At 63.2% G+C, this 14,369-nt stretch carries 13 protein-coding genes; all 13 read right to left on the bottom strand.

The features are described from left to right. Positions 1-10 precede the first annotated feature (10 nt). Positions 11-1,069: a diguanylate cyclase gene (locus AAG821_RS07470; protein WP_341913290.1), complete on the bottom strand. Its 1,059-nt coding sequence runs from the start codon at positions 1,067-1,069 to the stop codon at positions 11-13. Positions 1,070-1,187: 118 nt separating this feature from the next. Further along, positions 1,188-1,898 carry an ABC transporter ATP-binding protein gene (locus AAG821_RS07465; RefSeq protein ID WP_341913288.1) on the bottom strand — a complete coding sequence of 237 codons (711 nt, stop codon included), beginning with the start codon at positions 1,896-1,898 and terminating at the stop codon, positions 1,188-1,190. Beyond that, positions 1,898-2,656, bottom strand: a complete 759-nt coding sequence (locus AAG821_RS07460; RefSeq protein ID WP_341913286.1) for an ABC transporter ATP-binding protein — start codon at positions 2,654-2,656, stop codon at positions 1,898-1,900. Before AAG821_RS07460 ends, AAG821_RS07465 begins: the two co-directional genes overlap by 1 nt. Beyond that, complete coding sequence (locus AAG821_RS07455; protein ID WP_341913284.1) at positions 2,649-3,812, bottom strand: branched-chain amino acid ABC transporter permease; 1,164 nt, start codon at positions 3,810-3,812, stop codon at positions 2,649-2,651. Before AAG821_RS07455 ends, AAG821_RS07460 begins: the two co-directional genes overlap by 8 nt. A gap of 12 nt (positions 3,813-3,824) precedes the next feature. After that, a complete protein-coding gene (locus AAG821_RS07450; protein ID WP_341913282.1) occupies positions 3,825-4,742 on the bottom strand; it encodes a branched-chain amino acid ABC transporter permease in 918 nt (305 codons plus the stop codon). Positions 4,743-4,805: 63 nt separating this feature from the next. After that, positions 4,806-5,996 (bottom strand): ABC transporter substrate-binding protein, encoded by a 1,191-nt coding sequence (locus AAG821_RS07445; RefSeq protein WP_341913280.1) that lies wholly within the window; start codon positions 5,994-5,996, stop codon positions 4,806-4,808. A 231-nt stretch (positions 5,997-6,227) separates the two neighbouring features. Continuing rightward, positions 6,228-7,418, bottom strand: coding sequence for an ABC transporter substrate-binding protein (locus AAG821_RS07440; RefSeq protein ID WP_341913278.1), 1,191 nt, complete (start codon positions 7,416-7,418; stop codon positions 6,228-6,230). A 424-nt stretch (positions 7,419-7,842) separates the two neighbouring features. Beyond that, positions 7,843-9,519, bottom strand: a complete 1,677-nt coding sequence (locus AAG821_RS07435) for an AMP-binding protein (RefSeq protein WP_341913277.1) — start codon at positions 9,517-9,519, stop codon at positions 7,843-7,845. Beyond that, positions 9,506-10,987, bottom strand: a complete 1,482-nt coding sequence (locus AAG821_RS07430; RefSeq protein ID WP_341913275.1) for an NADH:flavin oxidoreductase — start codon at positions 10,985-10,987, stop codon at positions 9,506-9,508. Before AAG821_RS07430 ends, AAG821_RS07435 begins: the two co-directional genes overlap by 14 nt. Further along, positions 10,984-12,165, bottom strand: a complete 1,182-nt coding sequence (locus AAG821_RS07425) for an acyl-CoA dehydrogenase family protein (RefSeq protein WP_341913273.1) — start codon at positions 12,163-12,165, stop codon at positions 10,984-10,986. Before AAG821_RS07425 ends, AAG821_RS07430 begins: the two co-directional genes overlap by 4 nt. 1 nt (position 12,166) lies before the next feature. Beyond that, entirely contained in the window at positions 12,167-12,994 is an 828-nt protein-coding gene (locus AAG821_RS07420) for an enoyl-CoA hydratase family protein (RefSeq protein WP_341913271.1), read from the bottom strand. Next, positions 12,991-13,512, bottom strand: a complete 522-nt coding sequence (locus tag AAG821_RS07415) for a MarR family transcriptional regulator (RefSeq protein WP_341913269.1) — start codon at positions 13,510-13,512, stop codon at positions 12,991-12,993. Before AAG821_RS07415 ends, AAG821_RS07420 begins: the two co-directional genes overlap by 4 nt. Then, a complete protein-coding gene (fabG, locus tag AAG821_RS07410) occupies positions 13,509-14,312 on the bottom strand; it encodes a 3-oxoacyl-ACP reductase FabG (RefSeq protein ID WP_341913268.1) in 804 nt (267 codons plus the stop codon). The genes AAG821_RS07415 and fabG overlap by 4 nt, the downstream gene beginning before the upstream one ends. Positions 14,313-14,369 lie beyond the last annotated feature (57 nt).

Raw genomic sequence — 14,369 nt, 5'->3', positions numbered from 1 at the left:
AGCCGATTTGTCAGGAGCGGAGAACCGTTTCTGTCAGAACAACGGCTTCCGTTGCGGCAACCACGCGGTTGCGGCCCTCGCGCTTGGCGCCATAGAGCGCGGCATCGGCCCGCTGGACGAAACTGCTGAGCGACTCGCCGAGGCGATATTCGGCCACACCGGCGGAGACCGTGATGCGGCCGAGCGGTTCGCCGGAGGTTCGCTTCACCAGCTTGCGGGTGGCGATCAGGGCGCGGATATTGTCGCCCAGTTTCACGGCCTGGTCGGCGCGGGTGCGCGGCAGCAGCAGGGCGAATTCCTCGCCGCCATAACGCGCCGCCAGATCCTGGCCTTTCACATTGTCGCTCAGCGTGCGGGCGACCAGCTGCAACACGGTATCGCCGGTCTGGTGGCCGTGGCGGTCGTTGAACAGCTTGAAATGGTCGATATCCAGCAGCATCAGCGCCAGCGGATCGCCGCTGTCCTGCGCCGCCTTGGCAAACAGGGTGAGGGTCTGCTCGAAATTCTTGCGGTTGGCCAGGCCGGTGAGCGAGTCAGACAGGGACTCGCGGCGCGCCTGCTCGAAATGTTCGCGCAGCTGCTGCACCTCAGCCGTGGTTTCGGCCAGGCGATCTTCCAGCGACTGGTTGCGCTCCTGCATGCTGCGGGTTTCCTGCAGCATGGCGCCGACCAGCGAGCCGAAGGCAGGAGCATGACCGTGCTTGTCGAGGCTGTCGGAGAAATCCTCCAGCTTGTCGCCGTAGGTGCGGGTGTCTTCCTCGGCGGCGCCAATGAAGTTGCGCAGCTCGTCCATTGCTTCCTGCAGCTTCTCGGTGGTTTCGCGCGAGGCGCGCAGCATGCGGGCCGGATTGAGGAATTCCTCATAGAGCTGCAGCGTGGTATCGGGCGTGAAAGCTGTGCTGGAGGAGAGCAGGCTGTCGATCGCGCGGCTGAGCGCCGGATCGCGGCCGGCATGGTATTCGTACCAGATGGTGAAATTGATCGGGGTCGGCGGAATCGAAAACCGCGTCATGCTGGCTACCGCCGCATGGGCGTATTCCGCTGCCTGATGCAGGTCGTCGTGATACACGCCGGGCTCCCCTCGGCGCCGGCCGTTCTCCCCCGATCACAGGCCTGCGCGCTGCCTACTTTGCGGCGCGGGCGCGGCGCTGTCCACGGGTTTGCTTATGAAATTCCTGCGCAGCCCGTCAGATGCCGAGATAGCGGTGCTGGATATCCGGTGCGGCCTGCAGCGCGGCGGAATCGCCCTGCCAGACCACGCGGCCCTTTTCGATCACATAGTGGCGGTTGGCCAGCTTGGTGAGCGCCCCGACATTCTTATCCACAACCAGGATGGCTTGTCCGGCCTGCTTCAATCGCTCAAGGCATTGCCAAATTTCCAACCGAATCAAAGGCGCCAGGCCCTCGGTGGCCTCGTCCAGGATCAGCAGATGCGGATTGGTCATCAGGGCGCGGCCGACGGCCAGCATCTGCTGTTCGCCACCTGAGAGTTGATTTCCCATATTGCCGGCACGCTCCGCCAGGCGGGGAAACAGTTCGATCACCCGCTCATAGCTCCAGGGCTGGGCCGTGCCATTACGATTGGCGGCAGTAGCGATCAGGTTTTCTTTCACCGAGAGGTTGGGGAAAATCTGCCGGCCCTCGGGCACCAGGCCGACACCGATCTTGGCGACGCGGTAGGAGGGCAGGCCGCGGATATCGGCCGAACGGAAGGCAATGCGGCCGCGTGCCGCCGGGGTCATGCCCATGATCGAGCGGATCGTGGTGGTTTTGCCCATGCCGTTGCGGCCCATCAGGGTGACCACTTCGCCGGCCTTGATGCTGAGCGACATGCCGAACAGCACCTGGCTGCGGCCATAGAAGGTGTCGATGTTTTCGACGGTGAGAAGGTCGGTCATCACACGGCCTCCGCTTCGTCGCCGAGATAGGCCTGGCGGACCTGCTCGTTGCGGCGGATATCGTCCGGCAGGCCGGTGGCGATGCTGTGACCATAGACCAGCACGGTGATGCGGTCGGCCAGGGCAAAGACGGCATCCATGTCATGCTCAATCAGAAGGATCGTCACGCTGCCCTTCAGCTTCTGCAGCATGGTGACCATGCGGGCGGAATCTTCCGGCCCCATGCCGGCCATCGGTTCGTCCAGCAGCAGCAGCTTCGGCTTGGTCGCCAGGGCCATGGCAATCTCGAGCTGGCGGTGCTCGCCATGGCTCAGCACGCTGGCGGTGATATCGGCACGGTGGCCGAGGCCGACCTGTTGCAGTGCCGCCATGGCCGGCAGGCGCAGGGTCTGGTCCTTGCGGGCATCGGCCCAGAAGCGGAAGGAATGGCCGTCATGGGCCTGCACCGCGAAGGCCACGTTATCCAGCGCCGTGAAGTTCGGGAAGATCGAGGTGATCTGGAACGAGCGGGCGATGCCCAGCGCCGAGCGCTGGTGCACCGGCATCGAGGTGATGTCGCGGCCCATGAAATGGATGCTGCCGGCATCGGGGCGCAGTTCGCCGATCAGCTGGCCGATCATCGTGGTCTTGCCGGCACCATTGGGGCCGATCACCGCATGGATTTCGCCCTCGCGCAGATCGAGCGACAGGTTGTCGGTCGCGGTCAGGCCGCCGAAGCGCTTGACCAGGTTGGCCACCTTCAGCACGGGCTCACTCATGGCCGCCTCCCACCGTCACAGCCTCGCCGCGCCGGCGTTTCTCCCACCACAGCACCAGCCATAGCAGGCCGATTGGCGCCGCGAAAATAAATGCCGGCACCAGCCAGTCGCGGTCGTAGACCAGGTGGATGCCGTAGACGATGTAGAACAGGCCAAGGCCTGCCATCAGCTTGCCGGTATGGCCGCGCAGGATGGCACCGTCGATGCCGCCGCGCGCAAAGATCACAACCAGCACCAGGATCGGGCCGAACACGATCTTCCAGAATTCGGTCCAGCTGGAGAGAATCTCCTCAAGCAGCAGGAAGGCCACGGTGCCGAACAGCGGCCCGAACAGGCTGCCCATGCCACCCAGCACCACCATGACGATCAGGTCGCCGGAACGACTCCAGTGCATCATCGCCGGGCTGATGAAATTGGAAAAGGTGGCGGTCAGAACGCCGGCCAGGCCGCAGATCATGCCGGCAATCACGAAAGCGGTGAGGCGATAGCGATGCACTGGAAAGCCGATGGTGGCCATGCGGCGATCATTCGACTTGGCACCCTGCAGCACCATGCCGAAACGCGAATTGACCACGCGGTGGCAGAAATAGATCGTGGCGGCCAGCAATGCCCAGCACAGATAGTAGAAGCTGGGCCGGTGATTGAGATCGATCAGGCCGCCGAAATCCGAGCGCTTGAGGATGTTCAGGCCGTCATCACCGCCATAGGCGAAGGCGCCGTTGCCCAGATAGTAGACCAGCTGGGCCAGCGCCAGCGTGATCATGATGAAGAAGATGCCCTTGGTGCGCAGCGACAGCAGCCCAATCAGTGTCGCGACAATGCCCGAGATGATGATGGCGAGCGGCCACTGGATCCACGCCGCATGCACGCCGTGGAAGGCCAGGATGCCGATGGTATAGCCGCCGATGCCGATATAGGCGGCATGACCGAAGCTGACCAGGCCGCCATAGCCGAGGATCAGGTTCAGGCTGACCGCGGCAATCGCCATGATGACGATGCGGGTGAACAGCGTGAGCAGGAAGGGATCGTCGAAGATCACGGCGAAGACCGGCACCAGGCCGAGCAGTGCCATCAGGATGACGCCGACAAGCGTGGTGAAGTTGCGCGGCAGGGCCGTGGTGATTTCAGAAGTCGCGGATACGGAAGCTTGAGACACGAACAACTCTCCTCAGCGGCCGGGCGCGGGGAACAGGCCCGCGGGACGCAGCACCAGCACGCTGGCCATCAGGATGTAAATCAGCATGGAGGAGAGCGCGGCCGACAGCGTGCCGGCATCCGATGGCGTCAGGAACGCACCGAGGATATTGGGCAGGAAAGCGCGGCCCATGGTGTCGATGATGCCGATGGCAATGGCGGCGATGAAGGCGCCCGGCAGCGAGCCGATGCCACCGATCACGATCACCACCAGTGCCAGGATCAGGATGTTGTCGCCCATGCCGATCTGCACGGTGGTTACCGGGCCGGCCATCAGGCCGGCGAGGGCGGCCAACGCAGACCCCAGGCCGAAGACCAGGGTAAACAGCAGCTTGATATCGATGCCGAGCGCACCGACCATCTCGCGGTTGGAGGCACCGGCGCGGATCAGCATGCCCAGCCGCGTGCGTTGTACCAGGATATACAGGAATACCGCACAGAGCAGGCCGACCACGATGATGAGGAAGCGATAGGACGGATAGGGCAGGCCGGGCAGCACTTCGATCTGGCCGTTCAGCCAGCTCGGCATGGTGATGATCATGCCGCCGGCGCCGAACATCACGCGCGCCAGTTCATTGAAGAACAGGATCAGGCCGAAGGTGGCCAGCACCTGATCGAGATGGTCGCGGGTATACAGCGTGCGCAGCGTGATCACCTCGACCGCGATGCCCAGCAGGGCGCCGGCCGGCAGGGCGAGCAGGGCGCCCAGCACGAAACTGCCGGTCCATTCGGTGAAGACGGCGGCGAAGTAGGCGCCCATCATGTAGAGCGAGCCATGCGCCAGATTGACCAGGTCCATGATGCCGAAGACGAGCGTCAGGCCGGCGGCGAGAAGGAACAGCAGCAGACCGATCTGCAGGCCGTTCAGGAATTGCTCGAAAAGCAGAATCATGGGGTCGTAGCACTCACTTGAAAGAAGGATGCGCCGTCGCGAGACGGCGCATCCGGGTCGAACTTACATCTTGCACTTGGCGGCGTGCGGATCCTGATGCGCGGTCAGCACAGTGCTGACCGTACGCAGATCATAGGCGCCATCGGCCGTCTTGTAGGCTTCCTGCTGGTAGACATTCTGGATCGGGAAATTGTTATTGCCGAACTTGAACGGGCCGCGCACGGAGTCGAACTTCGCAGCCTTCAGCGCCGCGCCGACCGCCTTCTTGTCCTTCAGGTTGCCCTTGGTGGCAACCACAGCGCTGCCGATCAGGTTGGCGGCATCGTAAGACTGGGCACCGTAGAAGGCCGGAGTTTCCTTGTATTTCTTCTTGTAGTCGGTGACGAACTTCTGGTTGGCGGCATAGGGCAGGTCGGTGCCCCAGGTCGAGGTGAGATAGGTATCCAGCACCAGATCCTTCTGCAGTTTCAGCGTCACCGCATCGATGGTGAAGGCAGAATAGACCGGGATTTCGTTCTTCAGGCCAGCCTGGCTGTACTGCTGATAGAACTGCACGCCGGCGCGGCCGGGGAAGAACACATAGACCGCCTGCGGCTTGGCAGCGCGGATCTTGGAAATCTCGCCGGAGAAATCAAGCTGGTCAGGCCACTTGGTCATGTCCTGGCCGACCACCTGGCCCTTGAACAGCGCTTTCACGCCGTTGGTGCCGTCGACACCGGCGGCATAATTCGGCGCCACCATATAGAGCGACTTGATGCCCTTCTGGTTCAGCAGTTCGCCGACGGCCATGTGGTTCTGGTCGTTCTGCCAGGAGGCCGCGAAGAAATACGGGCTGCAGCCCTCGCCGGCCAATTGAGACGGCCCGGCATTGGCGCTGATCAGGAAGGTGTAGGCATCCAGCACGGGCTTGTAGGAGGCCAGCAGGACGTTTGACCAGATATAGCCGGCAACGAAATCGACCTTGTCGCGCTGCAGCAGCTTCTCGGTTTTCTGCTTGCCTACCTCGGGCTTCTGCTCGTCGTCTTCGTAGATCACCTCGACCGGGATTCCGCCCATCTTGCGGCCCATATGATCGAGCGCCAGTTCAAAGGCGTTCTTCATATCCTGCCCGTAGGCAGCATTGGGACCCGAGAGCGTGGTGACGAAACCGATCTTGATCTTCTTGGCGGCTTGGGCCGCGGCGTCATCGGCCAGGAACGGCAGAGCCGTCAGGGCCGTGGCAAGCAGGGTAAGCGTCTTGAAGCTGGAACGCATCGTTTGTGTCTCCTTCAGTGACATGCCTGCGGAGCGGCCCATCAAGCGATGCACCGCCGCCATACAGCGTTTGTATTGCAAGCCCTTGGGAGTCCCCCGTTGAGATATTTTAAGCATCAAATACCTTGCGAGGCAATCGAAGTCTGACGCGGCAATGGCAATCCTGGAGCTAGACACAAACGGGGCGCCGATCGATGCCGGCGCCCCGCTGTTTTGCAGGTCAACTGCTGCTTATTTCATCGGACACTTGGCCGCATACGGGTCAACCAGGTCGGTATAGACCGTGCTGACCGTGCGGATGTCATACTCGGTGTCCGACACCTTGTAGACTTCCTGCTGGTAGACGTTGTGGATCGGGAAGTTGTTCTTGCCGAACTTCATCGGGCCACGCACCGAGTCGAACTTGGCGGCCTTCAGCGCAGCACCGACGGCTGCCTTGTCGGACACCTTGCCCTTGGTGGCCGTCACGGCCGAGGCGATCAGGTTGATCGTGTCGTAGGATTGCGCGCCGTAGAAGGAGGGCGTGTCCTTGTGCTTCTTCTTGAAGTCGCCGACGAACTTCTGGTTGGCGGCATAGGGCAGATCCGGCGCCCACCACAGGGTCTGGTAGGTATCCAGCGTCAGATCCTTCTGCAGCTTCAGCGTGATCGCGTCGACCGTGAAGGTGGTATAGAGCGGAATGTCCTTCTTCAGGCCGGCCTGGCTGTACTGCTGGAAGAACTGCACGCCGGCGCGGCCGGGGAAGAACACGAAGACGGCGCCCGGCTTGGCGGCGCGGATCTTCGAGATCTCGGCCGAGAAGTCGAGCTGGTCAGGCCACTTGGTCATGTCCTGGCCAACCACCTGGCCCTTGAAGGTGGACTTCACGCCATTGGCCATGTCCTGGCCGGCGGCGTAGTTGGGCGCCACGATATAGAGCGACTTGATGCCCTTCTGGTTCAGCAGCTCGCCGGCCGCCATGGTGTTCTGGTCGTTCTGCCAGGAGGCGGCGAAGAAATAGGGATTGCACTGCTCGCCGGCCAGCGGCGAAGGGCCGGCATTGGCGCTGATGAGATAGGTTTTCTCATCAACGACCGTCTTGTAGGAGGCCAGCAGCACGTTCGACCAGATATAGCCGGCAACGAAGTCGACCTTGTCGCGCTGCATCAGCTTTTCAGTTTTCTGCTTGCCGACTTCCGGCTTCTGCTCGTCGTCTTCGTAGATCACTTCGACCGGGATGCCGCCCATCTTGCGACCCAGGTGATCGAGCGCCAGCTCAACGCTGTTCTTCATGTCGACGCCGATCGCGGCATTCGGGCCGGACAGGGTGGTGACGAAGCCGATCTTGATCTTCTTGGCCTGGGCGGCCGCGGGCTGTGCCACGAAGGGCACGGCCGCAAGCGCGAGCGCGCTGGTCAGGCTCAGGACGGTTGAAAACTTCATTGGTGGTCTCCTCTCCCTGCGCGGTGCCGGATTGTCCGGCCCATCGCTTGTTACTGGTCGCTTGTGACTGTTATGGCCCCTGACGCCGCCTGACTGCGGCGCATGCCCCTGTACCCACACTGTACTCACGCCTGCACGATACGTCCAAACCCACCTTCGCCACATCGCTACGAAGGCGGCTTGCGGGGGAATTTATGCTGTGAGCCGAAGGTCTTGCGGCTCGGGCCAGATCGCAAACCGCGACCCGTTACATTTCCTCCGTTTATTATCGAGTAGGTACTATAATGCCGGTCACGGCCTCCGCAAGCATTATTATGCATGTCAAAGGCTGTCGCGGCGCAAGATCCTGCCTTTGGACAACCTAATCCTTCCCCAACGGCATCCAATGGACTCAGCGGAGGGAAACTTGCACTTTTGCGCCGGGTCAGACCTTGGTCTCGGCAGCCTGCTTGCGCAGCACGAACCGCTGCACTTTGCCGCTTTCGGTGCGCGGCAGGGTTTCGATGAACTCGATCTGGCGCGGATATTTGTAGGGCGCGATCTCGGCCTTCACGAAGTCCTGCAGCAGCTTCACCGTCTCCGGTGTTGCCTGGGTCTTGTCGCGCAGCACGATATAGGCCTTCACCACCTGGCCGCGCTCGCCATCGGGGGCCGCGACCACGGCGCAGTCCTGCACCATCGGATGCATCAGCAGCACGGATTCCACTTCGGGGCCGGAGATGTTGTATCCGGCCGAGACGATCATGTCGTCGGCGCGCGCCTGATACCAATAATAGCCATCCTCGTCGCACATGTACGCATCGCCGGTGAAGTTCCAGCCCTGCTGCACATAGGCGGTCTGGCGTTCCGGGTTGTCGAGATAGCGACAGCCGACCGGCCCGCGGATTGCCAGGCGGCCGACCGTGCCCGGCGGCACGCGGTTGCCATCCTTGTCGAATATCGCGGCTTCATAGCCCGGGATCGGCTTGCCGGTGGCGCCGGGGCGGATGCCGTCACCCTCCGAGGTGATGAAGATATGCAGGATCTCGGTGCCGCCCAGGCCGTCGATCAGCTTGACGCCGGTGGCGTCATACCAGCCCTGATAGGTGGCCAGCGGCAGGGTCTCGCCGGCCGAGACGCCTTTCTTCAGCGAGGACAGGTCGAAATTCTTCGCCAGGTCGATCATGGCGCGATAGGCCGTCGGCGCGGTAAACAGGATCGAGACCTTCTTGGCCTGGATGGTCTCCAGCATCTTCTGCGGCGTGTACTGCTCGACCAGCACCGTGCTGGCGCCGACATGCATGGGGAAGGTGACCAAAGCGCCGAGGCCGAAGGTGAAGGCCAGCGGCGGACTGCCGGTGAAGACATCTTCCTTGGTCGGCCGCAGCACATAGCGGTTGAAGGTGTCGCAGATCGCCATCACGTCGCGATGGAAATGCATGCAGCCCTTGGCCGGCCCGGTGGTGCCAGAGGTGAAGGCGATCAGGCAGACATCGTCCCAGGCGGTATCAAGGGTTTCAAACACCGCTGGCTTCGTCGCCATGCGGGCTTCGAGCGAGTCCGGCACGTCTTCACTGTAGAAGTAGCAGATGCGCTTGAGATGTTTCGACTCGCGCAGCGTGGTTTCCATTTCGCCGCGCAGGCGCCAGTCGCAGATCGCCAGTTCGATCTCGGCTTTCTCGGTCATGAAGGTGAGTTCGCGCCAGCGATACAGCGGCATGGTGGCCACCGCGATGGCACCCACCTTCATCACTGCAAACCAACAGGCGACATACATCGGGTTGTTGGGTGAGCGCAGCAGCACGCGGTTGCCCGGCTTGATGCCGTAATCCTCCACCAGCACATGGGCGATGCGGTTGGCGGCTTCCAGCAGCTTCGTGTAGGTCCAGACTTCGTCGTTGTAATAGATCACTGGCCGGTCGCCATGGATGGCGGCCTGCTTGTCGAGCAGCTCGGCGGCGCAGTTCATGCGCTTGGGGTACGCCTTCAGCTCAGGCAGCGTGTCCCACAGCATGACCGGCCACTGCTCCTGCGGCGGCAGGTGGTCGCGGGCGAAGCTGTCGACATGCGCGGATGGTTCAAATTCGTGAACGGCGGGCATATGGGTTTCAATGCGGGACATGACGAACCTCGGACGAAGACGAGACAGCGGGTTCGGCGATCGGGACGGGGAGGTCGATACGCACCGCATCTGACGGCGGTGTTGCACGGCCGGCGGCATCATGGCCGCGGACGTAATAGGTGTAGCGCAAGCCACCGAGCACGACCTTGTCGCTGTGCTTGGTCGATTTGACCGCCTCGGTGACATGGGCGGCGCCATCATCTTCGGCGCGATAGACATTGTAGCCGGCGATCGGCGCGGCCCCGGCCACGGCCTTGGCCCAGCTCAGCTTAACCTGGCCCTTATCGACGGTGGCGACCAGCTTGGCACCGCCTTCGGGCCATTGCGGCGCCGCGCCATCGGTGGCATCGGCGGGCGCCTGCACCAGGCCCTTGGGCCAGAGGAAGCAGGTCACTTCCTTGAAATTCTCGTCCAGCTGCTTGCAGACATTGCAGTAGATGCAACGCACGATCTGGTCGCCGCGCTTTTGCTCCACCTTCTTGACCCAGTCGGGATCGGCCAGCAGCTGGCGCGCCATGCCGATCATGTCGGCCTGGCCGGTCTGCAGCAGGCGCTCGGCATCGACAGGGTCACTGATCTTGCCGGCAGAAATCACCGGCACGGTGAAACCCTTGGAATTGATATACTGCTTCACGCCAGCGGCGAGATGGACATGCGGCAGCGGCGGATACCAGTCGCCCGGCATGCAGCGGTCGCCGGAATAGCCGGTATAGGGATAGAGCGGCTGGCCTTCGCGATGCACCGCATCCTCGAACTTGCCGCCGACCGACAGCGAAATATAGTCGACGCCAAGCTGCGCCATGCGCAGCGCGATCAGCTTGGCATCCTCGACCGTATAGCCTTCCTTGATCGCCTCTTCAGCGAGGAAGCGCACGCCCACGGTCCAGTCCTTGCCAACATGGCGGCGCACACTGGCCATCACCCGGCCGAACATGGCGAGGCGTCCTTCCAGGGTGCGGCCGTCAAAATCATCGCGGCGCGGATTGCGGCGCGACAGGAAGGAGGAGAGCGTATAGGCATGGGCCGAATGCAGCTCGACGCCGTCATAACCAGCAGTACGGGCGCGCGCAGCAGCCTGGCCGAATTCCTCGATGATGCGCTCGATATCGGCTTCGCTCAAACTGTCGATGGTCTGGCGCCAGCCCGAGCGCGCCACTTTCAGGAAATGGATGATCTGCGGCACCACCTTGGAGTCGGAGGTGGCGTGCACCTGATCGACCAGGTCGCGATGGCCGGGAATGAACTCGTCGTCCGACAGCCGCAGCAAAGGCCCGGACTTGTTGGAATGCACGGCCGTGGCTTCCACCACGATCAGGCCGACATGGCCCTGCGCGTAACGCACATAGCGGTCGATGATCGGCTGGTTGACGAAACCGTCCTCACCCGACAGACGCGTGACCATGGCCGGCACCGCAATGCGGTTTGGCAGGGTCACACCATTGAGCTTCAGCGGTTCGAGGATCTTCATGGCTGTGCCTCGCCTGCAAAGGCGGCGTAGGTCTGGCCAGCGATGACCAGCTTGTTGATCTCGGTGGTGCCTTCATAGATGCGCAACGCGCGCACTTCGCGATACAGGCTTTCCACCATGATGCCGCGGGTAACGCCCAGCCCGCCCCAGAGCTGCACGGCGGCATCGATCACGCGCTGCGCGGCTTCGGTGGCATACATCTTGGCCATCGAGGCCTCGCGGGTGACGCGGGCAGCGCCCATGTCCTTGGTCCAGGCCGCGCGGTAGATCAGCAGCGCCGAGGCATCGATCTCGGTTGCCATGTCGGCGATCTTCGCCTGGGTCAGCTGGTAATCCGCGAGCTTCTGGTCGAACACCTTGCGCTCATGCACGCGCTTCAGTGCCTCGTCCAGCGCACGCCGTGCGAAACCGAGTGCCGCCGCGCCGACGGTGGAGCGGAAAACATCGAGATTGCTCATGGCGATCTTGAAGCCTTCGCCCGGCTTGCCGATCAGGTTGCCGGCGGGAATCACGCAATCCTTGAATTCCAGGCGGCCGAGCGGATGCGGGGCGATCACGTCGATGCGCTCGGGCACGCTGAAGCCCGGCGTGCCGGCCTCGACCACGAAGATGGCAAGGCCTTTTGCGCCCGGCGCATCGCCGAGGCGGGCAACAACGGTATACTGGTCGGCGATGCCGCCGTTGGAAATCCAGGTCTTCACGCCATTCAGGCGATAGCCCTGCCCATCCGGCACCGCCACGGTGCTGACGGCGGCGACATCGGAACCGGCATCGGGTTCGGACATCGCAAGCGCTGCTATGCGCGTGCCTTGCGCCACGCCGGGCAGCCAGCGCTGTTTCTGCTCCGGCGTGCCGAACAGGCTGATTGGGCCCGAGCCGAGCCCCTGCATGACAAACGAGAAATCCGCCAGGCCGTGGTGATAGGCAAGGATTTCGCGCGCCAGCGCCAGGCTGCGTACTTCCAGCTTGTCGTAAGTGCCGCCACCATCCCTGGGCACGGTCAGGCCGAGGAAGCCGGCAGCGCCCAGGCGCGCGACAAAGCCGCGGCAGACCGCGTCGATGTCATCGCTTTCGTCGTGATGGGCGGCGTGCTTTTTCGCCCATGTCTGCAGCTCGGCGGCCAGCGCGCGGTGACGGTCCTCGAAAAACGGCCAGGTCAGATAACTCTTGTCCGCCATCTCAGTTGCCCTCGAAGACCGGCTTCTGCTTGGCGACAAAGGCATGATAGGCGCGGGCGAAATCCTGCGTCTGCATGCAGATCGCCTGTGCCTGCGCCTCGGCCTCGATGGCTGCATCCAGATCCATCGACCACTCCTGATGCAGGCAGGTCTTGGTGATGCCATGGGCGAAGGTCGGCCCGTCGCTCAGCTCCTTGGCCAGCGCCTGCGCATCAGCCAGCACCTGTTCGGGCGCAACGAGCCGGTTGTAGAAGCCCCAGCGTTCGCCTTCCTCGGCGCTCATGCTGCGGCCGGTATAGAGCAGTTCGGCGGCGCGGCCGGAGCCGATGATGCGCGGCAGGATATTGCAGGCACCCATATCGGCGCCGGCGAGGCCGACGCGCACGAACAGGAAGGCGGTCTTGGTGCGTGGCGTGCCGATGCGCAGATCGGAAGCCATGGCAAGGATCGCGCCGGCGCCGGCGCAGATGCCGTCGACGGCGGCAATCACCGGCTGCGGGCAATGCTGGATCGCTTTCACCAGATCGCCGGTCATGCGGGTGAAGGCCAGAAGTCCGGCCATGTCGCCGGCGTCTTTCATTTTCACCAGCGGGCCGATGATCTCATGCACATCGCCGCCGGAGCAGAAGTTGCCGCCTTCACCGGTGATCACCACGGTCTTCACATCGCTGACATAGTTGAGCGCGCGGAAGGTGTCGCGCAGTTCGGCGTAGGATTCGAAGGTCAGCGGATTCTTGCGCTCGGGCCGGTTGAGGGTGACGGTCGCCACCTTGCCATCGACCGACCAGCCGAAATGCTGCGGTTTGAAATCCTTGCCCAGCTTGCTCACGGCTTGTCTCCCTGGTCCGCTTCGACGGCGTTCTGGTGCACCGACTGCTTCAGTTTGCCGAGCAGCTGGAACAGCTGCTGCATGTCCTGGCGGCTGAGGCCGCCCATCATCCGGTCGATCCAGCCCTCATGCACCGGTGTCATGGTGTCGAAGGCCTTCTTGCCGGCCGGCGTCAGGCTGATATGGCTGGAGCGGCGGTCCCGCTGCGACGGCGTGCGCTTGACCAGGCCTTCTTCCACCAGGCGGTCGGCCAGGCCGGTGATATTGCCGTTCGACACCATCATGCGGGCCGACAGCTCGCTCATGGTCAGGCCATCGGGCGCGCGATCCAGCTGGGCCAGCAGGTCGAAGCGGGGCAGGGTGGTATCGAACTGCAGACGCAGCGCGCCACGCACATTCTGCTCGATCAGGCTGGAGCAGGTGAGCAGCCGCAGCCACAGCCGCAGCTCCAGCTTATCGTCGCGATTGGCGGCGGTTTCGCGATCGTTGGCCGGCACTGGCTGACGCACTTCGCTCATGACATCACTTCTCCCCCCGCAATGGCGATGCACTGGCCAGTCACCGAAGCCGCAGCGGCTCCAGCCAGCCAGAGCACCGCATCGGCGACCTCTTCCGGCTGGATCAGGCGGCCCTGCGGATTGCTCTTGGCCAGTTCGGCGCGTGCATCTTCGGCACTGCGCCCGGTTTTTTTCACGATGGTGTCGATGGTCGCCGCCGTCATCTCGGTATCGACATAGCCGGGGCAGACGGCATTCACGGTGATGCCCTGGGTGGCGAATTCGCGTGCCAGCGCCCGGGTCAGGCCAACCACGCCATGCTTGGCGGCGACATACGCGGCAACATAGGCATAGCCGGTGAGGCCGGCGGTGGAGGCGACATTGATGATGCGGCCGGATTTGCGCGGCAGCATGCCGTCGATAGCGGCGCGGGTGACATGGAAGACGCCGGACAGGTTCACACCCAGCATCTGGTTCCAGTGTTCGGCCGTCATCTTGGCAAACGGCTGGCTGGCGCCGTAGCCGGCATTGTTGACCAGAATGTTGATCGGGCCGTGGGCGGCGACAGCATGGCGCACCATGGCGGTGGCGGCATCGGCATCGGCAAGATCGGCAGAAAAGGCGGTATGGGCCGCGCCGAGGGATGCCCGGCGCTGTTCCAGCAGGGCAGCATCGCGGCCGGCCAGACTGAGGGTGGCGCCACGTGACGCAAAGGCCTGCGCAATCGACCAGCCGATACCACGGCTGGCGCCGGTGACCAGCACATGCTGTCCGGTAAACGCCCGATTGCCTGCCGCGGATGCCTTGGACTGCTCGTTCACCCGGATGCTCCTTTGGGCCCTGGACCGCTCCATGGCCATATTATTTTAAGTATAAAA

It is taken from the genome of Ferrovibrio terrae (genome assembly GCF_943372915.1).
In the GTDB taxonomy this organism is placed as follows: domain Bacteria; phylum Pseudomonadota; class Alphaproteobacteria; order Ferrovibrionales; family Ferrovibrionaceae; genus Ferrovibrio; species Ferrovibrio terrae_A.
This window is presented reverse-complemented; position numbering and strand designations above follow the sequence as displayed.

Coding starts and splice junctions, on each gene's coding strand:
- AAG821_RS07465 (WP_341913288.1), bottom strand. CDS start 1,898: ATGACCGACCTTCTCACCGTCGAAAACATCGACACCTTCTATGGCCGC.
- AAG821_RS07460 (WP_341913286.1), bottom strand. CDS start 2,656: ATGAGTGAGCCCGTGCTGAAGGTGGCCAACCTGGTCAAGCGCTTCGGC.
- AAG821_RS07450 (WP_341913282.1), bottom strand. CDS start 4,742: ATGATTCTGCTTTTCGAGCAATTCCTGAACGGCCTGCAGATCGGTCTG.
- AAG821_RS07445 (WP_341913280.1), bottom strand. CDS start 5,996: ATGCGTTCCAGCTTCAAGACGCTTACCCTGCTTGCCACGGCCCTGACG.
- AAG821_RS07440 (WP_341913278.1), bottom strand. CDS start 7,418: ATGAAGTTTTCAACCGTCCTGAGCCTGACCAGCGCGCTCGCGCTTGCG.
- AAG821_RS07435 (WP_341913277.1), bottom strand. CDS start 9,519: ATGTCCCGCATTGAAACCCATATGCCCGCCGTTCACGAATTTGAACCA.
- AAG821_RS07430 (WP_341913275.1), bottom strand. CDS start 10,987: ATGAAGATCCTCGAACCGCTGAAGCTCAATGGTGTGACCCTGCCAAAC.
- AAG821_RS07425 (WP_341913273.1), bottom strand. CDS start 12,165: ATGGCGGACAAGAGTTATCTGACCTGGCCGTTTTTCGAGGACCGTCAC.
- AAG821_RS07415 (WP_341913269.1), bottom strand. CDS start 13,512: ATGAGCGAAGTGCGTCAGCCAGTGCCGGCCAACGATCGCGAAACCGCC.